At 44.2% G+C, this 25,697-nt stretch carries 16 protein-coding genes and 3 pseudogenes; 15 read left to right on the forward strand and 4 right to left on the reverse strand.

Translation table 11 applies throughout. The features are described 5' to 3' along the window. Positions 1 to 129: 129 nt before the first annotated feature. Both AMBT_RS17715 and AMBT_RS22775 read left to right on the forward strand, forming a co-directional pair. Positions 130 to 3,106 (forward strand): annotated as a pseudogene (locus AMBT_RS17715) (Tn3-like element ISShfr9 family transposase). A 237-nt stretch (positions 3,107 to 3,343) separates the two neighbouring features. After that, entirely contained in the window at positions 3,344 to 3,883 is a 540-nt protein-coding gene (locus AMBT_RS22775; RefSeq protein ID WP_013786024.1) for a hypothetical protein, read from the forward strand. A 144-nt stretch (positions 3,884 to 4,027) separates the two neighbouring features. On the opposite strand, the gene AMBT_RS17725 is transcribed toward AMBT_RS22775, so the two are convergent. Then, complete coding sequence (locus AMBT_RS17725; RefSeq protein ID WP_013786025.1) at positions 4,028 to 4,558, reverse strand: 3'-5' exonuclease; 531 nt, start codon at positions 4,556 to 4,558, stop codon at positions 4,028 to 4,030. A gap of 425 nt (positions 4,559 to 4,983) precedes the next feature. Here AMBT_RS17725 and AMBT_RS22260 point away from each other — a divergent pair. The 5 genes and pseudogenes from AMBT_RS22260 (at position 4,984) to AMBT_RS17755 (ending at position 11,973) form a co-directional block, all read left to right on the forward strand. After that, positions 4,984 to 7,961 (forward strand): annotated as a pseudogene (locus AMBT_RS22260) (Tn3-like element ISShfr9 family transposase). A 699-nt stretch (positions 7,962 to 8,660) separates the two neighbouring features. Further along, positions 8,661 to 8,903, forward strand: coding sequence for a type II toxin-antitoxin system RelB/DinJ family antitoxin (locus AMBT_RS17740; protein WP_013786026.1), 243 nt, complete (start codon positions 8,661 to 8,663; stop codon positions 8,901 to 8,903). Further along, positions 8,893 to 9,177 (forward strand): type II toxin-antitoxin system RelE family toxin, encoded by a 285-nt coding sequence (locus tag AMBT_RS17745; RefSeq protein ID WP_013786027.1) that lies wholly within the window; start codon positions 8,893 to 8,895, stop codon positions 9,175 to 9,177. Before AMBT_RS17740 ends, AMBT_RS17745 begins: the two co-directional genes overlap by 11 nt. Before the next feature lie 98 nt (positions 9,178 to 9,275). Next, positions 9,276 to 10,445, forward strand: coding sequence for a methyl-accepting chemotaxis protein (locus AMBT_RS17750; RefSeq protein WP_013786028.1), 1,170 nt, complete (start codon positions 9,276 to 9,278; stop codon positions 10,443 to 10,445). Positions 10,446 to 10,770: 325 nt separating this feature from the next. Continuing rightward, positions 10,771 to 11,973, forward strand: a complete 1,203-nt coding sequence (locus AMBT_RS17755; protein ID WP_013786029.1) for an IS4 family transposase — start codon at positions 10,771 to 10,773, stop codon at positions 11,971 to 11,973. Between the two features lie 17 nt (positions 11,974 to 11,990). On the opposite strand, the pseudogene AMBT_RS17760 reads toward AMBT_RS17755, so the two are convergent. Beyond that, positions 11,991 to 12,365: pseudogene (locus AMBT_RS17760) on the reverse strand (glutathione S-transferase); the annotation flags it as partial. Positions 12,366 to 12,571: 206 nt separating this feature from the next. Here AMBT_RS17760 and AMBT_RS17765 point away from each other — a divergent pair. From AMBT_RS17765 to AMBT_RS17800, 8 genes are all read left to right on the forward strand, one after another. Continuing rightward, a complete protein-coding gene (locus AMBT_RS17765; protein ID WP_013786031.1) occupies positions 12,572 to 14,035 on the forward strand; it encodes a protein adenylyltransferase SelO in 1,464 nt (487 codons plus the stop codon). Beyond that, positions 14,023 to 14,331, forward strand: a complete 309-nt coding sequence (locus AMBT_RS17770; RefSeq protein WP_013786032.1) for a DUF3630 family protein — start codon at positions 14,023 to 14,025, stop codon at positions 14,329 to 14,331. Before AMBT_RS17765 ends, AMBT_RS17770 begins: the two co-directional genes overlap by 13 nt. A gap of 123 nt (positions 14,332 to 14,454) precedes the next feature. After that, positions 14,455 to 17,295: an EAL domain-containing protein gene (locus AMBT_RS17775; RefSeq protein ID WP_013786033.1), complete on the forward strand. Its 2,841-nt coding sequence runs from the start codon at positions 14,455 to 14,457 to the stop codon at positions 17,293 to 17,295. A 154-nt stretch (positions 17,296 to 17,449) separates the two neighbouring features. After that, positions 17,450 to 18,064, forward strand: coding sequence for a GTP cyclohydrolase II (gene ribA, locus AMBT_RS17780; protein ID WP_013786034.1), 615 nt, complete (start codon positions 17,450 to 17,452; stop codon positions 18,062 to 18,064). Between the two features lie 163 nt (positions 18,065 to 18,227). Further along, a complete protein-coding gene (locus AMBT_RS17785) occupies positions 18,228 to 19,595 on the forward strand; it encodes a DUF3300 domain-containing protein (RefSeq protein WP_013786035.1) in 1,368 nt (455 codons plus the stop codon). Between the two features lie 103 nt (positions 19,596 to 19,698). Beyond that, positions 19,699 to 20,688 carry a zinc transporter ZntB gene (locus tag AMBT_RS17790; RefSeq protein WP_013786036.1) on the forward strand — a complete coding sequence of 330 codons (990 nt, stop codon included), beginning with the start codon at positions 19,699 to 19,701 and terminating at the stop codon, positions 20,686 to 20,688. Between the two features lie 167 nt (positions 20,689 to 20,855). Continuing rightward, entirely contained in the window at positions 20,856 to 22,337 is a 1,482-nt protein-coding gene (locus AMBT_RS17795) for a methyl-accepting chemotaxis protein (RefSeq protein WP_013786037.1), read from the forward strand. Further along, the gene (locus AMBT_RS17800) at positions 22,337 to 22,870 is read left to right on the forward strand and encodes a DUF6436 domain-containing protein (RefSeq protein ID WP_013786038.1); all 534 of its coding nucleotides are present in this window, start codon (positions 22,337 to 22,339) and stop codon (positions 22,868 to 22,870) included. Before AMBT_RS17795 ends, AMBT_RS17800 begins: the two co-directional genes overlap by 1 nt. On the opposite strand, the gene AMBT_RS17805 is transcribed toward AMBT_RS17800, so the two are convergent. Both AMBT_RS17805 and AMBT_RS17810 read right to left on the reverse strand, forming a co-directional pair. Beyond that, complete coding sequence (locus tag AMBT_RS17805) at positions 22,867 to 23,835, reverse strand: histone deacetylase family protein (RefSeq protein WP_013786039.1); 969 nt, start codon at positions 23,833 to 23,835, stop codon at positions 22,867 to 22,869. The genes AMBT_RS17800 and AMBT_RS17805 overlap by 4 nt on opposite strands. Beyond that, positions 23,832 to 25,673 (reverse strand): bifunctional acetyl-CoA hydrolase/transferase family protein/GNAT family N-acetyltransferase, encoded by a 1,842-nt coding sequence (locus tag AMBT_RS17810; protein WP_013786040.1) that lies wholly within the window; start codon positions 25,671 to 25,673, stop codon positions 23,832 to 23,834. Before AMBT_RS17810 ends, AMBT_RS17805 begins: the two co-directional genes overlap by 4 nt. Positions 25,674 to 25,697 lie beyond the last annotated feature (24 nt).

Here is a 25,697-nt window from a genome sequence, read left to right on the forward strand (position 1 = left end):
GGATTTTCCCCTCTAAAAAGACATAATCCTCTGTAGACCACACCAATAAATGGCTGCGGAGGTGGGTTACTACTTATAAGTGTGGCAAATTAGGTAAATATCGTACATTTAATACGGAACAGCCCTGATATGGCCATCAAAAACGAAATTACTATTCTCACGAGAGCAGAACAGGCAGATCTTTATTCCCCACCCATTTTTTCAATCGAAGAACAACGTCTGTACTTTTCTCTGAACGATGCGGAATTGGCAGTTTTTCGGTCAATTCGTCTCAGAGCTCATAGATGTTACTTTGTCGCGATTTTGGGATACTTCAAATCAAAGCCCGTCATCCTAGATATCGCTTACTCGCAGGTTTCTAAGGATTTAATGTTCATCAGTAAAGAGCTGCTTGGCGGCAAGGGGCTCAGACCATTCACTCCCTCACAAAAACAAAAAGATCGACTCTACGCAAAAGTATTAGACCTTGCTGGTTATCACAAATGGGACGAAAGTCAGCACTTCAATTCTCTTTTCGACCACCTTGTTCAGGTGGGCAATGCCTGGCTGGAGCCGCGTTACCTCTTTGATACTGCTATTGAATTCCTAACCAGTCACAGCATTGCTATCCCTAGGTACACCGTACTCCAGAGACTGATAAGCAGAGCGATGCAGCAGGTCAGAAAAGACCTGGCGCACCAACTTAATCAACTCACCAGTCCTGAACTTCACGTCTTTCTGGACAGCATAACAGCCATTGATGACGGACTAAGCCTGAACCAGCTCAGAGGCGGTGCAAAAAGTCTGACCGTACCTGAACTTAAAAAGAGCTTGCCCTTTATCATCAGTTAGCGCCATGGCGCACGCAAATCAATGGCGTTATCGATGGGCTTAATCTGTCTCTTAAAAATCGACAACACTTCGGTGAGCTCATCAACTATTACGGTAGTAAACTCAAACGATTCAAACGCGCACAGCAGCATCTATGGTTGCTATGTCACCTGACAGAGCGGATACAACTGGCACTGGAACGGTTAACTGATGGGTTCATTTACCATATCCGCAAGCAACAAGAAGCTGCCAACACCTTTGCACAACAAGCAGTGTTCCTGTCCTGGCAGTCAGCCGCGGACAATGTCACGAAAGCGGCAGAGTTACTGCATCTGTTTGTGGATGAGAACATTGATGATAATCAACCCTTCTCAGTAGTCAGACAACAGGCATTGAAGGTCATGAATGACAGGGATATCCAGACCCTCTGCCTTTACCTGAAAAAACAGAAACGGACCGTGGAAGAGTACCAGTGGCAACATTACGATGAACAATGCAATCTCCTGGAGCAACTGTTAAGGCAGGTGTTCTTGTGCCTTGAATGTGAGGCCGGTAAAGGCTCAGAAGCCGTCGTCGCCCAACTTCAACAGATGCAGACGGAAATCGCATTCGGTGGACCACTGAAGACGATGGATACGTCGCTCATCCCGAAAAAGCACCTCCCATGGTTGGTTAAACAGGATAACGTTAACCCGCAACGTTACGAATGGCTGCTCTACCGGCAGTTAACCTCACGACTGAATGGACGCATTTATTTGCCAAATGTTACCAAATACCGCGCACTGGAAGACGACCTGATCCCCCAGACATCGCAGGATACCTTGCTGGCCTCATCAACACTGGACAGACTAAAACAGCCCGCAGAGTTATTGTTACAGGAGAAACAACACCGGCTGGAAAGTGCACTCAAAGACGTTGCTCTCCATATTGATGAGGGAGACAATCGAAATGTGATCATGAAAAATCGTACCGGTACCCGCTGGCGTCTGCCGACCAAAAGCGCTACATCTCTGGTCAACAATCCCTTTTTAAGTCGAATGCAACCGGTCGGTATCGCGGATGTACTGCGGTATGTAGAGCGCGAAACCGGGTTCATGAAATGTCTGACTCATGTACTTCCGATACAAAAACAAGGGTTCACTCATCAGGATGATTTACTGGCCATTCTGATTGCCAACGCCACTCACCGTGGTGTGTATGGCATGGCGCAGATCTCCGATCGAAGCTATGAACACCTGAGTACGGTGCAGGCCAACTATATCCGGCCTGAAACGCTGCATGACGCCAGCGACGTGATCAATAATGCGGTTGCAGCGCTACCCATCTTCCGCCACTACCATATTCAGGAGGACCAGCTGCATGTCAGTGCGGATGGTCAGAAATTCGAAACCCATCTGGAAACCTTTAAACCCGGTACTCCTCTAAGTATTTCGGCACCAACAAAGGGATCACGGCCATGACACTGGTGGCCAACCACAGCGCCCTCAATGCTCGGATCATCGGTTCCAACGAGCACGAATCACACTATATTTATGACCTGTTACAATCCAACAGCAGTGAAATCAAACCTGACGTACTCTCGACAGATACACACGGTGTCAATCATGTTAACTTCGCCTTACTGGATCTATGCGGTTACAGTTTTGCACCGCGATACGCGCAGTTCAGTAGTGTCATCAATGATCTGTTTGACGTAACTGAAAATGAACACGGCGGCACCAACCTTGCCCTGAAAAAGCCCATCAGGACGAATGTCATCGAAACGGGATGGCAGGATATTAGGCGCATTGTTCTGTCACTTCAGACAAAGCGAACGACACAGGCAATGCTGGTAAGAAAGTTGTCTGGTTATCCTTCGGGGCACCCGACATTACAGGCGCTGACGGAGTATAATCGACTGGTCAAAGCGCAATATTTACTGGATTACATAGACAATGCCAGTTTGCGGCAGTACGTTCAGCGTGCCCTTAACCGGGGAGAAGCGTGGCACTTCCTGAGACGGGCTATTGCGTCGGTGAATGGCGATCAGTTCCGAGGCAAAAACGAGAGTGAAATCGCTATCTGGAATGAATGTGCAAGATTGCTTGCCAACGCGATCATCTACTTCAACTCCGCGATACTGAGTCATCTGCTGGGACACTTTGAAGCGAGAGGAGATGAAGAGAAAGCGGGTATCACTCGTGCTGTTTCGCCCGTTGCGTGGCAAAATATCAACTTAAGCGGAACGTATAACTTCACTAATACTGGGAAATTGCCCAATATTGGCGAAATAACAAGGCCGATAGTGGATGATTAGGCTCCAAGCTGAAAGTAAACCACCTCCGCAGCCATTTATTGGTGTGGTCTACAGAGGATTATGTCTTTTTAGAGGGGAAAATCCCTAGAACCCCTTAGTGGATATGAAGATATTGATGTATGACATAGTTATTTCAGATTAGTTTTTATTGAAGATAAAGTCTTATAAATTGTAATATTTTTATGTTATTTATACAGATAATATTTTTCTTTAAGATAACTTTATTTGAGGCACGCTATGACCCTATCTATTAAGGCGGAATTTAATCGTTTATTTGAAAAGTTAAAAACTGAACGAGATGAAGTGAAAGTTAAAATGCATTTAGCATCCATGGATGCAAGAGAAGAATTTTTAGCCGCAGAAAAAAAATGGGAGCTTTTGAAACTAGAAGCAGCAGAAATAGCAGATGAGACGAAAAGTAAATCAGAATCTCTCATTGCCAAAGCTAAAGACGAGAGCGTCGAGTTAAAAGCCTCCTACAGTTCACTTAAACAACAACTTGCTGAGAAGCAAACAGAGGCTGAAGAAAGTTTCGATAGTTTTTACGAGAAGATTAAAACGGAACGAGACGAAATTAAGTTAAAGCTGCACCTTGCGTCTATGGATGCCAAAGATGAATTTGATGAAGCAGAAAAAAAGTGGGATCAGCTAAAAGCAAAAGTTGCCGATATCGCTGACGAGACCAAAGAATCATCTGAAGACGTAGTCATCAAAGCTAATCTGCTGACCGCTGAATTGAAAGACTCTTATCACCGCATCTTAAAAAAATTCAAATAACCTTTTAACGATCAAGCTAAGCCTATATTTTCCTAGTAACATAGGTTTAGCTTGTCATATTACTCTTCATTATCATTTCGATCGTTAATCCTCACGTTAATTAATAATGCCCAAAAATCCCTATTCTATGTGAAAACTTCTACTTTACGCGCGCATTTTTTCAGGGTTAAGCGTTTGTTGGTGAGCACGTAACCATGTCTTTTGGATGGCTTTAGCATCGGTCGAAGCACGATGTCGAGCTATGCCAAGTTCTGCAATAATATCTTGCTTAGTCTGATCCCAGATGTCGATCATTGCTTCTGTCATAATGGTTTCAATGGCTGATAACCGAAACGTTGAGGCTATTCCGGCATCATAAAAAAGTTTGTTGAACCAGGTAAAATCCACCACCCACCCATCACTGAACACGGTTTTCCCTGCTAGTAAGCGGTTCAGTTCGTGTGCGATGGCTCGAGTGCTTCTTCCGCGATGGGTAATAATATCCTGGGATAGGCCGTGGAGTTTTTCTGCTTCTGCCGACCAGTAATTCCAATGAGCAGCAGGCTTTATTAACGTACAAAAGCTATCGGAATCCGATTTATAAAAGCCGATTTCTATGGGATAGCTTGGCTCTGCCAACCCCGATGCCTCGATATCGAGAATGATGGGTGGATGAATAAGGCTATGTCGAATCATGCACTCACACTCCTGCTGTTGGAAATTGACTAGCTATTTAGTCGTTAAGTAGTCGTTAAGCGTTTGTTATATAAACAATTTTTTGAATTTTTGTTTATTATATTGATAATTGTGAAAGCTATTAAGCAGATTCGGACGCTAAACTCGATAATCTGAGTATATCCTTTGAGCCCACACATTTGGTTGGATATTGCCATAAGAAGACAAAAGATTGATGCCAAATAAGTGTTAGGTTGGTGTGTAGCATTTTGATTATGCTTTTGAGTAAGGAGTGAAGCCACTGTATGGGGTTCTAGGGATTTTCCCCTCTAAAAAGACATAATCCTCTGTAGACCACACCAATAAATGGCTGCGGAGGTGGGTTACTACTTATAAGTGTGGCAAATTAGGTAAATATCGTACATTTAATACGGAACAGCCCTGATATGGCCATCAAAAACGAAATTACTATTCTCACGAGAGCAGAACAGGCAGATCTTTATTCCCCACCCATTTTTTCAATCGAAGAACAACGTCTGTACTTTTCTCTGAACGATGCGGAATTGGCAGTTTTTCGGTCAATTCGTCTCAGAGCTCATAGATGTTACTTTGTCGCGATTTTGGGATACTTCAAATCAAAGCCCGTCATCCTAGATATCGCTTACTCGCAGGTTTCTAAGGATTTAATGTTCATCAGTAAAGAGCTGCTTGGCGGCAAGGGGCTCAGACCATTCACTCCCTCACAAAAAACAAAAAGATCGACTCTACGCAAAAGTATTAGACCTTGCTGGTTATCACAAATGGGACGAAAGTCAGCACTTCAATTCTCTTTTCGACCACCTTGTTCAGGTGGGCAATGCCTGGCTGGAGCCGCGTTACCTCTTTGATACTGCTATTGAATTCCTAACCAGTCACAGCATTGCTATCCCTAGGTACACCGTACTCCAGAGACTGATAAGCAGAGCGATGCAGCAGGTCAGAAAAGACCTGGCGCACCAACTTAATCAACTCACCAGTCCTGAACTTCACGTCTTTCTGGACAGCATAACAGCCATTGATGACGGACTAAGCCTGAACCAGCTCAGAGGCGGTGCAAAAAGTCTGACCGTACCTGAACTTAAAAAAGAGCTTGCCCTTTATCATCAGTTAGCGCCATGGCGCACGCAAATCAATGGCGTTATCGATGGGCTTAATCTGTCTCTTAAAAATCGACAACACTTCGGTGAGCTCATCAACTATTACGGTAGTAAACTCAAACGATTCAAACGCGCACAGCAGCATCTATGGTTGCTATGTCACCTGACAGAGCGGATACAACTGGCACTGGAACGGTTAACTGATGGGTTCATTTACCATATCCGCAAGCAACAAGAAGCTGCCAACACCTTTGCACAACAAGCAGTGTTCCTGTCCTGGCAGTCAGCCGCGGACAATGTCACGAAAGCGGCAGAGTTACTGCATCTGTTTGTGGATGAGAACATTGATGATAATCAACCCTTCTCAGTAGTCAGACAACAGGCATTGAAGGTCATGAATGACAGGGATATCCAGACCCTCTGCCTTTACCTGAAAACAGAAACGGACCGTGGAAGAGTACCAGTGGCAACATTACGATGAACAATGCAATCTCCTGGAGCAACTGTTAAGGCAGGTGTTCTTGTGCCTTGAATGTGAGGCCGGTAAAGGCTCAGAAGCCGTCGTCGCCCAACTTCAACAGATGCAGACGGAAATCGCATTCGGTGGACCACTGAAGACGATGGATACGTCGCTCATCCCGAAAAAGCACCTCCCATGGTTGGTTAAACAGGATAACGTTAACCCGCAACGTTACGAATGGCTGCTCTACCGGCAGTTAACCTCACGACTGAATGGACGCATTTATTTGCCAAATGTTACCAAATACCGCGCACTGGAAGACGACCTGATCCCCCAGACATCGCAGGATACCTTGCTGGCCTCATCAACACTGGACAGACTAAAACAGCCCGCAGAGTTATTGTTACAGGAGAAACAACACCGGCTGGAAAGTGCACTCAAAGACGTTGCTCTCCATATTGATGAGGGAGACAATCGAAATGTGATCATGAAAAATCGTACCGGTACCCGCTGGCGTCTGCCGACCAAAAGCGCTACATCTCTGGTCAACAATCCCTTTTTTAAGCGAATGCAACCGGTCGGTATCGCGGATGTACTGCGGTATGTAGAGCGCGAAACCGGGTTCATGAAATGTCTGACTCATGTACTTCCGATACAAAAACAAGGGTTCACTCATCAGGATGATTTACTGGCCATTCTGATTGCCAACGCCACTCACCGTGGTGTGTATGGCATGGCGCAGATCTCCGATCGAAGCTATGAACACCTGAGTACGGTGCAGGCCAACTATATCCGGCCTGAAACGCTGCATGACGCCAGCGACGTGATCAATAATGCGGTTGCAGCGCTACCCATCTTCCGCCACTACCATATTCAGGAGGACCAGCTGCATGTCAGTGCGGATGGTCAGAAATTCGAAACCCATCTGGAAACCTTTAAAACCCGGTACTCCTCTAAGTATTTCGGCACCAACAAAGGGATCACGGCCATGACACTGGTGGCCAACCACAGCGCCCTCAATGCTCGGATCATCGGTTCCAACGAGCACGAATCACACTATATTTATGACCTGTTACAATCCAACAGCAGTGAAATCAAACCTGACGTACTCTCGACAGATACACACGGTGTCAATCATGTTAACTTCGCCTTACTGGATCTATGCGGTTACAGTTTTGCACCGCGATACGCGCAGTTCAGTAGTGTCATCAATGATCTGTTTGACGTAACTGAAAATGAACACGGCGGCACCAACCTTGCCCTGAAAAAGCCCATCAGGACGAATGTCATCGAAACGGGATGGCAGGATATTAGGCGCATTGTTCTGTCACTTCAGACAAAGCGAACGACACAGGCAATGCTGGTAAGAAAGTTGTCTGGTTATCCTTCGGGGCACCCGACATTACAGGCGCTGACGGAGTATAATCGACTGGTCAAAGCGCAATATTTACTGGATTACATAGACAATGCCAGTTTGCGGCAGTACGTTCAGCGTGCCCTTAACCGGGGAGAAGCGTGGCACTTCCTGAGACGGGCTATTGCGTCGGTGAATGGCGATCAGTTCCGAGGCAAAAACGAGAGTGAAATCGCTATCTGGAATGAATGTGCAAGATTGCTTGCCAACGCGATCATCTACTTCAACTCCGCGATACTGAGTCATCTGCTGGGACACTTTGAAGCGAGAGGAGATGAAGAGAAAGCGGGTATCACTCGTGCTGTTTCGCCCGTTGCGTGGCAAAATATCAACTTAAGCGGAACGTATAACTTCACTAATACTGGGAAATTGCCCAATATTGGCGAAATAACAAGGCCGATAGTGGATGATTAGGCTCCAAGCTGAAAGTAAACCACCTCCGCAGCCATTTATTGGTGTGGTCTACAGAGGATTATGTCTTTTTAGAGGGGAAAATCCCTAGAACCCCTATTAGCCTGATTTACGCATAACGGAGCGAAGATTCAGACTTCTCTAGTCTATTCCGCATCGTGTTTTAAGTGGGATGAATCACTGACCTTTACACTGGTTAAGTGGCTTTTACGTTTTGCATCGTTGATCTCCTATTTCGATTTTCGCTAGTGGATGACTATTTCCTGACATGGTGATCAGGCCTCCCATTTTCGCGTTGCGCTAGCGGGGTAACTAGAACCTAGCAGAGAGCTAGACCTCAGATCGTTTACCTGTATCCGGTGTAGCAGGTGTGCTAAAGGCACAACTCTATTTTCAAGAATTAATATATGTGATGAGTTTAAATTCGTCAAATAAATTTATATTGCGCGTATTTTTTTGCGTGAATTAAGCTTAAACCATACCCCCGCTATGTTTACGAGCCTAAGCGAGTGTGTACATAGCGGGGGTATTGGTTGCAAAAATGCAAAAAAAGCCCCAATTGGACACCATGCTTCTGATGTCCAATCGGAGGGTTTTAAAAATGGTTTTAGTACTCGCAAAGCATTGTCATAGAATAGCCCTTGCGGTTTAGTATTGATCCTCTATAATCCTTGTAAATACATTTGTAATTACAGGTGAGTTATGGGCACGATTAATATTCGGGTTAATGATGAGTTAAAAGCACGCTCTTTTGCCGCATTAGAGAAGCTTGGTGTAACCCCGTCTGAGTTGGTAAGACAAACTTTGGAGTATGTAGCACAAAGAGAAAAGCTACCGTTCAAATCAGTGCCGTTAACAAGTGAAGATGAAGTGCTGATTGCTGTGGCACAAGCCCGTTTAGCTGATCCAGAAGCTGGAGTAAAGGTCTCGCTAGATGACCTATGAGTTAGAATTTGATCCTCGTGCGCTTAAAGAGTGGCGTAAGTTAGGCGCTATCGTTCGTGAACAGTTTAAAAAGAAGTTAAGCGAAGTACTGGAACAACCAAGAGTTGAAGCTAACCGGTTAAGAGAGCTTCCTGACTGCTACAAGATTAAATTGCGTCAAGTTGGATACCGGTTAATATACCAAGTGCATGATGAAAAAGTGTCTATCCTTGTTGTGGCGATAGGCAAAAGAGATAAATCAGAAGTGTATAAAGATGCAGGGAAACGAGTTTAACCGTTTTTTATGTGTACTGTGAGTGATCGAAATAAGCACTATTGTAAAACTAATGTTAAACTAGTTTTAGTTTTAATTTAAATTTTTTAAGATTATCAATGGCATTTTTACGTAACATTAAGATTAACCAGCTTATTTTATCTAATTCTATTGTTGGTTTTGTTGCATCAACACTTTATCTCCTTGCCGAGTTAAACTTTTTTACTATTGGTAATTGGTCTATCCCCATTGCTTTTTTATTGGTCTTTTTTTCCGTAGTAATTTTTTTTGTTTCTAGATCTAATATTCTCCAAGGAATTAATGATTTAAAAAAAATTGCTTCTTCTGTATCTAGTGGTGATTTAAATGCTGAATATAAGGTAAGTAGTGATGATGAGTTTGCTGACATTGGCAAACAATTCAATAAAGCGTCTTTACGACTTTCTAAAATTATAACTGCTGTTAATTTATCTAGTGATGGTTTCGTTAATCTTAGTAATAAGATAGAAAAGAATGCAGTTAGGAATCAGCAGTCAACAGAAAAGCTTGATGATCACTCTAGTCAGATAGCGTCAACTACAGAAGAGTTATATCATACAATGAAGCAGGTTGGTGGCTTTTTTGAAACTATAAGTTCTAATGCTTCTCAGGCTAGTAGTAATTCAGATAAGGCTGATAGTTTTGTACAACAACTTTTAGTAAAGCTTCACGATGTTGCTGAGGCCGCTAGAGCTTTTGATAGTACATTTGAACATGTTGAGCGTAATGCTAAAAATATCGATAGTTTTGCAAAAATAATAGAAGATATTGCCGAGCAAACAAATTTATTGGCATTGAATGCTGCGATAGAGGCGGCTAGGGCCGGAGAACATGGAAGAGGTTTTGCAGTTGTAGCTGATGAAGTTAGATCTTTAGCCCATAAAACAAGAAAGTCGACTTCAGATATTACTGAGATGACAACGACTCTTAGAAAACTAATTGTCGATGCAGGGAAAAATGGAGATGAAGCTTCAGCTGCGACTGAAGAGGCTATTAGCTTATCTAAAGACTCTTCTGAGGCAGTTAAAATTGTATTAGATTCTGTTCATTCGATTTCTACAGATATGTCTTCTTCAACATTATCTTTGTCTGAGCAAATAGCTGCTGTATCAGAACTTGCGAAAAGTGCTGAAAATCTAAGTTTCATCTGTACTGATACATCTAATGTATCTGATGATTTATTAAGTAATATTAATGATTTGAGAGTTTTAATAAAAAAACTAGATGCTCAACTTGATAAGTTAGATTAATCATAATCATTAGCTATAAATTTATTTATAAGGTTGTTTTTGTCATTTAGGATGATGGCAAAAAAGGCGTTGAATTAGGGGTTCTAGGGATTTTCCCCTCTAAAAAGACATAATCCTCTGTAGACCACACCAATAAATGGCTGCGGAGGTGGGTTACTACTTATAAGTGTGGCAAATTAGGTAAATATCGTACATTTAATACGGAACAGCCCCTGAGGTATCCCCACAAATAATGACTAAAATTCAGTAAGATAAAAAATAAAGGGAACATTCATGACGTTTGGTGATCAGATCTTTCGCCAAAAACAAATGAAGGTTAAACGCCATGAATGCCCTATCTATTGTGAACAAAGTCATCTCGCTTGTCAGCTTTAAAATGCATATGTCGCGACAAAAAGCACTTACCGCATGTGTTAAAAGTTTGCTTAACGGAAATGCCGCAACTGTCACGAGCATAGGTCGAGGCATCAATAATAAAGCCTTTGAGAAGCATCGGATTAAGCGAGCCGACCGATTACTTTCCAATACAAACTTATTACATGAAACGCCAACTATCTATGCAGCTACATGCCAGTTGTTATGTAGTCATATTTTGCGGCCTGTTATTTCCGTAGATTGGTCAGATCTTGATGAGCATAACGGTCATTTTCTATTGCGCGCAGCTATTTCTCTTAAAGGCAGGTCCATCACGCTTTACCAAGAAGTCCATTGTAATAAAACCAGAGAAAAGCAAGCGACGCACAGAGCATTTTTGCATGCTCTGCGAGCAGTATTACCTTCACAATGCCATCCCATTATCGTTACAGATGCAGGGTATAAATCACCGTGGTTCAGGGAGGTGATGGCGTTAGGGTGGGATATTGTCGGTCGCGTGCGTCGGCCGCATTATTACTCGTCTGACGCTGGGCACACGTGGCAATGTATTCATCAGCTTTACGCTCAAGCCACGTGCAGACCAAAGCGTTTTGATAATAGCCAGATAGTCAGAAGCAATCCTTTTGCCTGCACGCTTGTTTTATTTAAACAAAAAAGTAAAGGCCGTCACGCTCGTAACACTGATGGTTCGCTCAAGCGCTCAGGACATTCAAAAAAACATGCTCAGGGTGCAAAAGATCCTTGGCTATTGGCAACATCGCTCTCTTCTCATCGGCAGTTATCAAAACAAGTGGTCGGTATTTATCGACAGCGGATGCAAATTGAAGAAGGGTTTAGGGACATGAAAAGCACCAAGTTCGGGCTTGGCTATGAACAAAACAAAAGTATTAAAAAGCAACGTCTTACAATATTGATATTGCTGACAACATTAGCGTCACTGGTTGCTATATTACTGGGTATGGTGCTTGTTTCTTCGAACAAACATCGCCAATTCCAAGCGAATACCGAAACCAGAAGCGTGCTATCATTCCACTACCTTGGCCTTAGAGCTATTGCTTGCCGAATAAGGTTTACCATGCGACAGTGGAAAGCTGCACTCAAATGGTACAGCTCCATAGTAGACAGTGCATGGGCCGGAAGCACATGGAATTAAATTCGTGGGGATCCCTCAGGTTTAGACCCTTTTTGACGGGCCTTTTCAAGCACCAACCTAGCTACCAAGGGTGGCATTAGCGAGCCTTCGGCAAAGTGCAACCAAAATAAATACTGCTGCAGATTTTCACCACTCTCAGGAGAGGTAAAATTTGTTTGTCCATACTGGCGAACTAAGTACTCGACAATGGCGCCCGACTCAGCAATTGCCCCTTCAGGGGTAGTCAGTACAGGCGAGCGACCCAGTGGATGTACTGCACGTAACGATTCCGGCGCAAGATTAGTGATGCTATCTCGCTGATAGTGTTCAATATTATAATCAACGCCTAGCTCTTCCAATAGCCATAAAATACGTTGAGATCGAGAGTTATTTAAGTGATGTAACGTGAGCATAATGCTTCCTTTAGGCCCTAATAAGGCCGTTTTTTATTATTGCTAGCTTATGTCTTTTATACACGTTTTATAGAGGGGAAGTTTAATTTTAATCTGTGATAAGTTGCACTGTGTCTCACTGATGTAAATGGCGCTTTTATTAGCCTTCACATTTTGCTACTTTCCGCCCTATAGATTGTGACACGCCATCGGGAAACGACTAACTAATGGGTTTATTAAATCGCTATGCAGAAACCCTATCGGAACTGGGTAGCTTTGTACTTCCAGCACCGCTTAAAGACATGCGAGTAGGCTTGTTTAATACCACGCTAGCCAACGAGCTTGCACTTCCTGAACACTTGCTGCAGCCTCAAACTATGCTTGATTGGCTACACTCTCCTGTTACGCCCCTTACACAACAGGCATTTGCACAAAAATACGGTGGCCACCAGTTTGGTCAATGGAACCCTGAATTAGGCGATGGCCGTGGATTGCTTTTAGCAGAAGTTATCGATTCAAACGCGCAGCCCCACGATCTCCATTTAAAAGGCGCCGGCCCTACCCCCTACTCTAGGCACGCTGATGGGCGAGCCGTACTACGTTCTACATTAAGGGAGTATATTGGCGCTGAGGCACTGCATTATTTAGGTATTCCCTCTAGCCGTTCGCTGTGTCTTTTTACTAGTGAAGATACCGTGTACCGAGAGCGCCCTGAAACCGGCGCCATGATGATAAGAACCGCCCCTAGCCATATCCGCTTCGGTCACTTTGAATATTATTTTTATGCCAGTCAAAAAGATAAATTACAGCGGTTACTCGACTTCACCATTGAGCATCATTTTGCCGAATGCAAAGCGGCAACAAATCCTTATGCTGCTTTACTAGGCGCAGTAGTAACGCGTACTGCTAGATTAGTCGCGTTGTGGCAAACCCACGGTTTTGTGCATGGCGTAATGAACACAGACAATATGTCTATTCATGGCATTACCTTTGATTATGGGCCGTTTGCCTTTTTGGATAATTACGAGCCTGGCGCGGTCTTTAATCACTCTGACCATCAAGGCCGCTATGCCTTTAATCAACAGCCGGGTATTGCCCTTTGGAACTTAAATGCCCTTGCCCATGCCTTTTCAGGACATTGCTCTGTTGATGAAATAAAAGCCGCTTTATCTACCTTCGAGCCAACTTTTATTTCCCAATATCAACACTTGATGCTATCTCGTATGGGCATTGAGACTAATGAGAAAGAGCAAAGCCTTGCTGTCATGCAGTCTTGGCTACAAATACTTGAGACCAATAATCTAGATTACACGTATTGCTTCCGTCAGTTGGCGTTGGCAGATATAAACAAGGCTCAGTGTCCTTTTCACGATATCTTCGTTAGTCAGGAAAACAGGTTCAAACAAGTAACACTTGTTGATCAAGAAAAAACAGATGCATGGTGGGAAAGCTACCGTAAGCTGCGTTTAGCAAGAGAAGAAGAAACTGAGCTCTTGTCGCTAAACCCTGCGGTCATTCCTCGTACTCATTTACTTCAACAGGCGATTGAATTAGCCGAAAAGGGTGACTTCTCACTCTCTGAATCTTTGTTAGAAGCTACTAGCACACCATATGATGCTAGATGGGATACGCATCCCTTTTCAAAGCCACCTTCATCATCAACGCACACGAGCTTGTCATGCAGCAGTTAACCATTCAAAACCTCAAAGCCTTGTCGAAAATAAACGGCCACGCTTTGTTTATTGATACCCCACTTCCCAGTACACCGTTAAAAACTCAGCAATGGGAGCAAACCTTCTGTACGCTTTTTAATTTAACCGCGACAAATCAAGAGTGGGGAGCCGACCGCTATCAAGTTACGTTAAGTAACGGCAGCTTCAGCTGTATGTTGTTTATCGAATGGCTTTGCGAAGCCATTTGGCTTGAGCCAATAGGAAGTAATGAAAATGCGCAGGACCTGTACGACTATCTATTTGATGAAACGTGAATGACTTTTCATCATTCTTTTCATTATTTCTTTCCCCAAAAACAGGATCTTCCGTTACTATTAGTTTACTGATCTTTGAGAATTTACGTTAATAAGGTAGCTATGCCATTCAAAAGAAAAGGAATGTTGGCATTCTTCATTGCTTGTATCACCTTATCTACTTGGGCGTTAAGCGACGCCATCCAAAATTCGGCTGTTGCATCAGAGCTTACCATTGACCAATCTTTTCGTGTCGCCACCATTAACGAAAGCAGTTCGTTTTTTGTCGCGCATAAATCCATGACGTACTTAGATGTCCTTCATCCTTCTAGCCCCTTAACCAGCAGTATTCCGCTTGATAGAAATAATAGTCGACTCTGGATTTCTAATGAATTAAGGAACGAGGGATTTAGCACTATTCCCCTAGTGCTAAATATAGACAGGCTTAATATTAACGACCTTCAAATTTATTTGCTTGATGGCAATGCTCGAATCATTAAGTCTTATCGTTACCAAGCGGGTAAAGGGGATTTTTCACTAAAGAAACCTTTCTCTGCCATCCGCTTAAGCTTTTCACTAACGCCACAAGAAAATGTTCGGCTGGTTATTGGCGTATATGATGATGGTCTTCGCTATTTCCCAATTTCGCTATGGGAAAAACAGGCGATTGAACAATACGATGAAACCTTGCTTATTCTACTTGGCATCGTACTGGGTATGCTCACGGTATTAACTGGCTATTTCCTGCTGTCTTACTTATATCAGCGCACCCCAGCCCGTTTCTGGTTGGCGGTAACCAACTTTGTATTGTTTGCGCTGTTTTTTATGGCGCAAGGCGGGCTTGCGACATGGCCTTCTTTAACTAATGCGAGCGAAATAACCTTTGCGGTACTCATTAGCCTTAGCTTTGTGACACTCGCAAAAGTGACCCACAGTTTGTTTTCCCCTATTCCATTAGTGCTAAGAATACTTACCTTTGCACTCCCTATTGGTATGGCTATCGCGGCAGTATCAACGAGCGCGTACGATGCAACCCGCATCCTTTTTGCCGCCAGCCCGTTTATTGCTGCTTATCATATTGGCTTAGCATTTATTTTTAAGGATAAAAAAAATCTTGCATCAAGCCGATTGTTCGCCTTCGCCTGGGTGTTCGTATTCATGCTTTATGCGGTATTCGTAAAAATCGCCTTCGACAATGCCTTTTACACCGCCCCCATTGTCATGATTATTCTAACCCTGCTGACCTTGTCCCTTCTTTGCATCGGGTTTGCCGTTGAATTAAAAGAGCAGAACGTGAGCCGGTTACGATTGTCTGAAAGTGAAGCTACGATCAGCAGCCTTCATCACTTTTACGATTTGTTTAGAAATTCCAGTGAAGGCCTTTACACCTCTACCCTAGACGGGGAATTAAAGACAGTTAACCCTGCCATGTGCGCCCTGTTTGGCTATACCGATGAAGCGAAAATGTTAGCAGAAGTAAAAAACACCAAGCAGTTTTACGCCAACTCAGAAGACCGCGACGTACTGGTAGGAGAACTACTTCATAGCGGGCAGGTAGCGGCGCGGGAAATTAAAGGAATGCGCGCCAACGGTAGTGCATTTTGGTTTTCCATATCTTGTCAGGTACGAGAAAATGAAAGTGGTAGTTTTTTATATGGCTCTATTATCGATGTTACGGAGAAAAAGCAGTCAGACTCTAGTCTACAATTTATGGCGACACACGACTCGCTAACTGGAGTTTATAATAGGCGTCAGTTTGAAACTACTCTGACCGCTAGACTAAGCGAGAAGTCACCCATTCCACCGTGCGTGCTGTATCTCGATTTAGATCGCTTTAAAATTGTTAACGACACCTCTGGTCATAAGGCAGGCGATGCCCTTATTAAAGATATTGCTCACTTGCTAGAAAAATCACTTCCTAATGAGGCAATGCTAGCGCGGATAAGCGGCGATGAATTTGGTGTTATTTTTGAAAACCAGCCTGAAGAACAAGCTTACTTACAGGCAACCGCATTATTAAATGCCGTTCAGGATTACCGCTTTTCATGGGAAAACCGCATATTTAGCTTGGGGGTTAGCATTGGCATGGTAGTGTGCACCGACCCCGACGCCAGTGCAGAGCAATATATCTGCATGGCAGATGCCGCGTGTTATTACGCCAAAGAGCAGGGGCGTAATCAAATTCATAAGTACAGCAAAGACGATGAAAGCATGCTGCGCTACCAAAATGAGCTGGATTGGGTAAACAGCATTCAATCGGCATTATCAGAAGACAGATTCTTACTTTACTACCAGCCGCTTAGACCATTAAGTCGACCCAATGACGGCTATTATTATGAAGTGCTTCTGCGTATGAAAGAAACCGATGGTCGCATTGTAGAGCCCGCCGCATTTCTGCCTACCGCTGAACGCTTCGAGATGAACGTCAAAATAGATAAGTGGGTTATTGTTAATACCTTTAATTGGCTAAATGAGCATCCTGAGCATTTGGCTGAATTAAAGCGCTGTAGTATTAATTTAAACTGCCATTCATTAGCCGACAGAGATTTCAAACTCTTCGTGTTAAACGCGTTTGAACGTTACAACATTCCTTACGATAAAATTTGCTTCGAGATGATTGAGTCTGTCGCTATTATCAAAATGGAGTACACCATTGACTTTATGCGTACTTTCCATCGTTTAGGCTGTTCATTTGCGTTAGACGATTTTGGCAGAGGGTTTGCGTCATATGGTTATCTAAAACACCTACCTGTCGATATTGTCAAAATTGATGGTACCTTCATTAAAGACATGCGAGCAGATCCTGTAGATGTCGCTATGGTGTCTTCCATTAAAGAGGTCGCCAAAGCCCTAGGAATGCAGACTGTAGGTGAGTTCGTAGAGTCTGATGCCACTATGACACAGCTAGGTAATATGGGCATCGATTTCGCCCAAGGTTACGGTGTAGCTGAGCCCGCGTTGCTTGACGACTTCAAACCGTTATAACCTAAAACCGATTAGGCTATGGTATTGCTACACTTTAAAAGGGGTATATTGTAACATTCGCGAATTAATGAATGGGGAGCTGTACCTGTCTCAAGCCCTTGTAAAAGGCAAGAACACCCCCACATAACGCTTATGATCCAGGTGTAGAAGTAACATGAGCAGCAAACAACCTAAATACGAATATGTCAGTTCCGCAAAATTACCTACTCGTCATGGTAATTTTAAAATCCATGGTTTCGTTGAAACCAGTGGACAGGAGCACGTGGCGCTTTCCTATGGTGAATGGAAAGAAAACGATGTAGTGCCCATCCGCATTCATTCTGAGTGTCTAACGGGAGATGCCCTTTTCAGCACCCGTTGCGACTGTGGTTTTCAGTTAGAAAAAGCCATGCAGAACATTGCCGAAAATGGTTTTGGTGTGTTGCTTTACCTTCGTCAGGAAGGTCGTGGTATTGGGTTACTGAATAAAATTCGCGCTTATAATTTACAAGATAGCGGCATGGATACGGTTGAAGCCAATGAACATTTAGGTTTTGATGCCGATTTGCGTAGCTATGATATTTGTAAGCTAATGCTTGATACTTTGGGTGTACAGCGCGTTGAGTTGATGACCAACAATCCCAAGAAGTTAGCGGCGTTAAAATCGTTAGGCATTGATGTAGTGGCACGCAAGCCTATTGATCATGGTATTACAAAAGACAATAAGAACTACATCAAAACCAAGACTGAAAAACTTGGTCATGCATTCGACCCCCACTCTTTTAAGTAAGTCATTTTTCCCTTCAATCTATTCCAACCTGAATAACATTAATTCAGGTTGGTTCAGGTTACGTTAATACCAGAAGCGTTATAACACATACAGACTTTGTGACATTGCCTGTAAAAAGTGCTTAGTTTAAGCATTTCCATGCAGAGTAATGTAAGGAGAACGTATGAAAAAACTGACTTTAGCTTTACTCGTAGCCATGGGAACCCTATCTACCTCATTCCCCATGCTGGCTTCAGCATCGGTTGAGCCAGAAACCAAGGTAGATAACTACCAGTATTCAGATGCTGAGCTAGATAGCTTACTTGCGCCTATTGCACTTTACCCCGACACCTTACTTACTCATATTATGATTGCGGCCACCTACCCTCTTGACGTTGTGGCTGCAGACAGGTGGCGTCAAAGCAATTTGCACCTTACCCCTGAACAAGTAGAGCAAGCGCTAGACCCGGTTACATGGGATCCAAGTGTAAAAGCCTTGGCTGCATTTACCGATATTCTGCACACCATGGCCGAAGATTTAAACTGGTTACAGCAACTTGGTGATAACGTGTTAATTAGCGAAGCCCGTGTACTTGATAGAGTACAGTTGCTTCGACAACACGCTCTCAACACGGGTAACTTACAATCGAATGATTACCTTGAAGTAGAACGGGAGATAGAACAAGAACGCAGCGTGATTGTTATCGCTCCTCGCCATAGAGATGTTGTTTACGTGCCATATTACGACCCGCTTGTTGTATTCGGGCTTTGGTCACATGCGATAGCGCCTGTACACTGGCATCATAGGGTTAGCTACCGCCATCGCGGGAATTTTTTCTGGGCACCGCAAGTTAGGCTTTCAAGCTTCTTCTACTTTGGCGGTATTCGTTGGAGCAACCGCCATGTAGTGATCCACAGAGAACCTGTGCGCCACTATTACAGAGGGACGCCGAATAAACGTGTTTATAGTAAAGGTTATCAACGCTGGCAGCATAATGCTGACCATCGTAGAGCCCGTTATTCTAACCGCGTAGTGCATAGTGCACCTAAACGATATAGCGCCACTCGTTCAGTGAAAGTAAGAAGCAACGAGCGAGCCATGACTAAGGTGAGTCATACCAAAACAGTGAATAGAAATATTGTGCGTCAGCAATCACCGCTGCATGCCCAATCACCTAACAATAAGTCGTCGAATAAGTTGCGCGAAAGCCAGCTTAAGGAGCGCCAGGTTAAAAAGAACCGTATCAAAGAACACACTGCACGGAATGTGAACAGCAATAACAGGCAGGTTACTGCACCTCGCAGCGTTAAAAACCCACGTCAGCATGTGGAACCTAAAAGTCGCACCACAACGCGTACGGTAACCACAACTAAAACCGTAAAAAGAGACAGTAATCGGGTATCAGGGCAGAAGTATCAGCAGCGCGCTTCTACGCATGTAAAACGCGCTAAAACAGATGTTAGAAGTAATCGTTCTTCGTCTAACCGTTCGGCGATGTCGCAACAGCGCTCAACGCCGAAAGTGAAACGAACCCAAAACCGTGAAAGATAGAATATTAAACGCGCTTAGTTTCACCTAAGCGCGTTTTTTTAGATGGCAAGCGGCTTTATCTCTGCGTAGTATGAGGCAACTTTTTTGATGGTTTTGGTCTCAAATGCACGCAGCCTCACCTCCTCAAGCCCTATTATGGGCTTACTTACTATCTCCCAATGGTGAAGTTAAAACCATTGAAGCGAAAGCCATTCCCGACGCCTTAGCACAATGTTCGGCTAGTGATGATTACCTGTGGTTACACGTACAGTCAGATGCTGAAGACGCTGGCACCTTGTTACAATTTAGTGGCTTACACCAAACGGTTATAGACAGCTTACTTGCTTTAGAAACAAGGCCTAGAGCCATGAGCCTGCATCAGGGTACCTTGGTGTATTTGCGAGGCATTAATAAAAATCCCGATGCCGACCCAGAAGATATGGTGTCGCTACGTACTTGGTATAACAAAGATATTATTATTAGTGCTCGTCGTAAAAACAGGCGATTAACCTCCATCCAAAACCTTCGAGATGAAATAGCATCAGAACAGGTGCCAATTAGCCCACCGGCCCTCTTTCTGAACATGATTGCTAAAGTCGCTGATACCATTTTAGACACCGTTGATGAAATGGACGAGAGCTTAGTAGGGTTTGAAACCAGCGAACAACTTCGAAAAGAAGATAGACAAAATTTATCTATCGTAAGACGCCAAGCCGCCTCTATCAGGCGCTACCTTGCGCCACAACGCGATGCATTAGATGCCCTGTTTCGTTTGCCTGATGCATTGTCCCAAAATCAGAGTTTTGAACTACGTGAGCAAACCGACCGCATGAGCCGTTATGTAGAAGACATGGACTTATTACGGGAAAGAGCAATCGTACTTCAAGACGAGTTGCGAAACCGCATAGCGGAGCAACAAGGCGTGCGAATGTATGTTTTGTCTATGGTAACGGCTATTTTCTTGCCCTTATCTTTTTTAACGGGTGTGTTTGGTATGAACGTTGGCGGATTACCAGGCACTCAGTCTGCTAATGCTTTTATTTACTTAATGCTAAGTATGGGAGCATTAAGCATCTTTATGTTGGTAGCGATGCTGTGGAAGCGCTGGCTGTAGCTAGCGTTTAACCAACCATTAAAATTCATTAAAAATAATTAACATTCAACGCATTAGTACAAAGGCTAATAGATTTTAATTTTTTTAATCGTATGATTGGTCAAAATAGCGCGCTTTGCATTTCTTGCCTACACTTAGGCAAACTGCTTTAGTGGAGAGAAAACAATATGCAGTACCCTTGGATACTAGAAGGACACAAGATCTTTCGAGTTGTAATACTGATCCAATTAGTCATTTCTTTTGTTATTGGCTTCGTTACTGGCGATATCATCACTGCCGTTGTACTAGGCATTCCTATTGCCGTCGTGCCTTTATACTTTAGCCTTCAACAGCCCCACGCTGTAGTGAGTAAGCATGCTGTTGCAATAGGTATACAGTTACTTACCGCTTTGCATATTCATCAAACCTTCGGGCTTATTGAAATGCACTTTGAAATATTCGTGACACTGGCGTTTCTTTCCTATTTCAGAGACTGGAAGGTTATTGCAACCGCCACTGCGGTGGTTGCGGTACATCATATCAGTTTTTATATTCTGGCTACCCAAGGTGCCCCTGTTTTCATCTTCCAAGAGGGTGACCTAACATTCCCTATATTGTTGATGCATGCCGCTTTTGCATTAGCGGAAGGCGGGCTTCTGATGTACATGGCCAAACAAGCTCATCAAGAAGGTGCTGGGGCTGCAGAATTACGTATCGCTATAGAGAATATGCAAAAAACTGAAGGGCAAATAGATTTATCTGTATCCTTTGAGAGAGAAAACGAAATACTTCGTCCTTTTGGCGAACTTATTGATCAAGTTAAAGATTTGGTTGCTTTAGCGTCTTCACTTATGAATGAAGTGGTTAAAGGCTGTGAAAAAATGGAAACGGCGGCTAGTAATATGTTTGAAATTAGCCGTAATACCGACCAAGAAATTGCCATGGTGTCTGCTTCGTCTGAAGAAATCGCGCAAACTATGCAAATGTCTGCCGAACAAACCACCCGTGCTAGCGACAAAGCGTCTGCTGCAGAGGCCTCTTCAGGTTCAACTCGCGACACTATTGTAACCACCAGTCGAACCATAGATTCGCTGCGTAGTACGTTAAACAACGCCGCAAAAACTAATACGGCCCTTAACGAGCAATGTTCGCACATTTCAGAAGCTATGCGTGCCATAACGTCAGTAGCAGAGCAGACTAACCTACTGGCGCTAAACGCGGCCATCGAGTCGGCGCGTGCTGGTGAGCACGGTAGAGGGTTTGCAGTGGTTGCTGATGAAGTGCGTACCTTGGCCATTCGTTCAAAAGAAAGTGCTGATCAAATCACCTCGGTAACCGAGCAATTAGTAAGTCAAACGGCAAGTTCGGTAGACCAGATGCAAACCTGTATTCAGCTTGTTGATGAAGCTGTACTGTCGGCTGATACTGCTACCCAAGCAATGTCTGAAATCACCACGCAAATTCAGTTTGCCAGTGAAAGCATGACTGAAATTGCCACCTCTGCCGTTGAGCAAGAAACCGCATCGGCTTCCATCGCACAAAGTACAGCTCGGTTAAGTGAACTGACTTCTGAAGAGCTCGCTACGGCGGAATCGTTGTCAGCAGAAGTGGAAATTTTGTCTCAAATTTCACAACAGATGCGCGGTGCTATAGGTCGCTTTAAGCTGTAATGTCGAAAAAGGGAAGTTGGACGCTGTTGCTGGTATGGGCAATTAGTTTACTAAGTGCTGTTTTGTTTTATAGCCAGCGTCAAATTTCTGAGTTCGACCCTAAAGGCACCTTGCTGCATCAATCAACAAGCGTCACCTTTGACGCTTCGTTGATATCTCTGCTTAAAGACTATGATGTGCCTGCTGGCAGTATTGTTCATGTGGGTACGCAGGAAAAGTGTTATTGCGACACCCTTACCGATTCTCATCAAACTCAGCTGATCAACAACCTAGGTCAATTAGGCTACAGCGGCTTGACGCTAGACATTGAAGATGTGCCAGAACTCGCCTCTATATTGCCTTCGGTACCTACCCTTATTGTTGTAGACACCCAGTATAACCTTCGCTATTTAGGGCCTTACGCTACGGGGTACGGTTGTTTTACCGGTAAAAATTTAGTGGATGAAATTAGCGGGTATGCAACAAGTTCGTCTTACATCAATGCCGTGGTGAAAACCGACGCCGATGGGTGTTTTTGCAACCCGCACCGTTAGGGGTGAGATAGCCCTTTTAAATGTGCTACTACACTGCGCCCAAGTGCGCTTAAATCGTATCCTCCTTCAAGCGTACTCACAACACGGCCATTACAGCAACTATCAGCAACACGCCTGATACGCTGGCTCACCCAAAAATAATCATCTTCGGTAAGGCGAAGGTGCGCCATAGGATCTTCAGCATGGCCATCAAATCCTGCCGATATAAATATAAGCTCGGGTTGGAAGTTCTCTAGCGCGTTAAACCAATGGGATACTTTTTCTCGAAACACGTCGCCGGTGGAGCCCGCTTCAATAGGCACAGATAAAATATTACTCGCTGACACAGGCGCACCGCTATGAGGGTAAAACGGATGCTGAAAACTAGAACACATCATGATGCGCTGATCCCCTGCGATAATATTTTCAGTGCCATTACCGTGATGCACATCAAAATCGATGATAGCCACACGAGAGAGTTGATAGTTTTGTAGTGCATAGCGTGCAGCAATGGCCACATTATTAAATAGGCAAAAACCCATTGAGCCATCGTAGGTAGCGTGATGACCAGGCGGGCGAGCCAAACAAAATGCCTGCCTATCGTCGCCCTGCATAGCCCAATCTACCGCATTACAACCCGCTCCCGCCGATTCCAATGCGGCGAGTAAGGTGTACTCCATCATGCCAGTATCGTCATCTAACCAAGTAACGGGGTTGCTATCGTTATGATTTGCATCGGGGTGTGCTTTCGCTGCTTTAGACAGGTGTTGCGCACGGGCAAATACACTTTGCACGTACTCTGGGCTATGTGCCAGAGTGAGGTAAGCCTCAGCGATGGGCTTTGCATCAGCGTGTTCACACACCATTTCTAAACCCGACGCTAACAGCTGATCGTCTATGGCGTATAGCCTGTCTGGCGACTCAGGGTGTTCTGGGCCCAAGTCATGTTTAACGCCGTGTTTGGTGCGGTAAATTCGAATGGTCATGGTAACTCACTCACGTTTAATACCAATTCAACGTCACTGGGATCACCGGTAAAAAGCCGCTTAAACTGCATTTGTTCAAAGATTGTGATCATGGGGGTATTTTCTCCCCTGACATAGGCCACCATTTGGTTTATTTCACGGGCTTTCGCTATACGAATAAGCTCGTTCAACAAGCGGCTTGCCATACCTTTACCCTGCTGCGTTTCTCGGGTAACAAACGCCACTTCACAGGAGTTATTGCTGGCGTTGTAATAAAATCGACCTACGGCATGAATGGTAATTCGAGACCCTTCTTGGCGTACTATACATAACGCCACGTCAGAGGTTTGATCTACACTCACTAAGTTACACGACTTCTCTCTCGACATTTGTTTTGGGTCGTAGTTGTAGCGCAGTCGCAGTGTTTCTTTGGTGTGAGAATAAAAGAACTCTTGTAACCGGCGTTCATCAGCGGGATTCAGCGGGCGCATATAAAATTTTTCGCCTTGAATATTTAGCCGCTTAAGCTGAATAGCGCCTAGCTCTGGAATATCTGTCGGGTACTTTTCTTGGTAATGCGGTACCCAATAATGCTGCCTGACTTCTTCCAATAGCTGAGATCTGAACTTAGGGTGCGCTACTCGAATAAGCTCTAGCGCGCGCTCACGAATACTTTTACCTTTAAGAGACGCAATACCGTACTCGGTAACAACGTATTGCACGTTGCCCCGCGAGGTTACTACCCCAGCCCCTTCAGCAAGACGTGGCGTAATGCGAGATATGGTTTCATTTTTTGCCGTTGATGGCAGCGCAATAATGGCTTTCCCCCCTTTGCTAATAGATGCGCCTGTTACAAAATCGACCTGCCCCCCAATACCACTATAAAAATCATATCCTAGCGAGTCGGCAACCACCTGCCCCGTTAAATCGACTTCCAACGCACTATTAATCGCCACCATATTGTCGTTCTTGGCAACATTGGTGGGTTTATTCACATAACTGCTAGGGTAAAATTCAATATGCGGGTTGTTATCGATTAAATCGTAGAGCTTACGGGTACCAATAGCGAAACTGGTTACCACCTTGCCTGGGTGGAAGGTTTTTTTCTTATTAGTAACCGCACCTGATGCTAACAACTCAATAATACTGTCGGTAAGCATTTCGCTGTGAATACCTAAATCTTTGTGATGGCACAGGTATTTAAGGGTGGCACTTGGAATTTTACCAATACCAAATTGCAAGGTAGCGCCATCATCAACCAACATGGAAACGTACTGCCCAATACGTTCGGCCACGCTATCAATAGGTGGCGGCATAACTTCAACTAAGGGTTCGTTCGCTTCAATACATGCGGTAATTTCACTGACGTGAATATAGGAATGACCAGCCGTTCGGGGAACTTGCGGGTTAATTTGTGCAATCACATATTTACTTTGACGCACTGCCGACATGGCAATATCAACCGCCGCACCTAAGGAGCAATAGCCGAATTCATCAGGAGGACTTACATTTACCAGCGCGGCGTCTAAAGACAGCGTGCCATCACTAAACAAACTTGAAATTTCAGAGAGAAAAACTGGGGTGTAATCGGCTCGGCCTTCATCAACAGCTTGCCGCATCGCTTGACCACCAATAAAGAAGGTATTGGCTTTAAATAGATTTTTGTACTCATCATTGACCCAGCGCGTATCGCCAAGTGCAAGCATGTGTACTAGTTCAATATCGCTAAAGCCATCGCTATTATCAATTAGGTGCTGAATCAGTGCGTAAGGTACTGATGCATTACCACCCACAAATAATCGACAACCCGACTTTATCAGCGCTTTCCAATCTGGTTCAGACGGTAAACCTATTGCCATACCCTCGGCCTTATTCCCGCTAAT

Source organism: Alteromonas naphthalenivorans (assembly GCF_000213655.1).
Classification (GTDB): Bacteria; Pseudomonadota; Gammaproteobacteria; order Enterobacterales; family Alteromonadaceae; genus Alteromonas; species Alteromonas naphthalenivorans.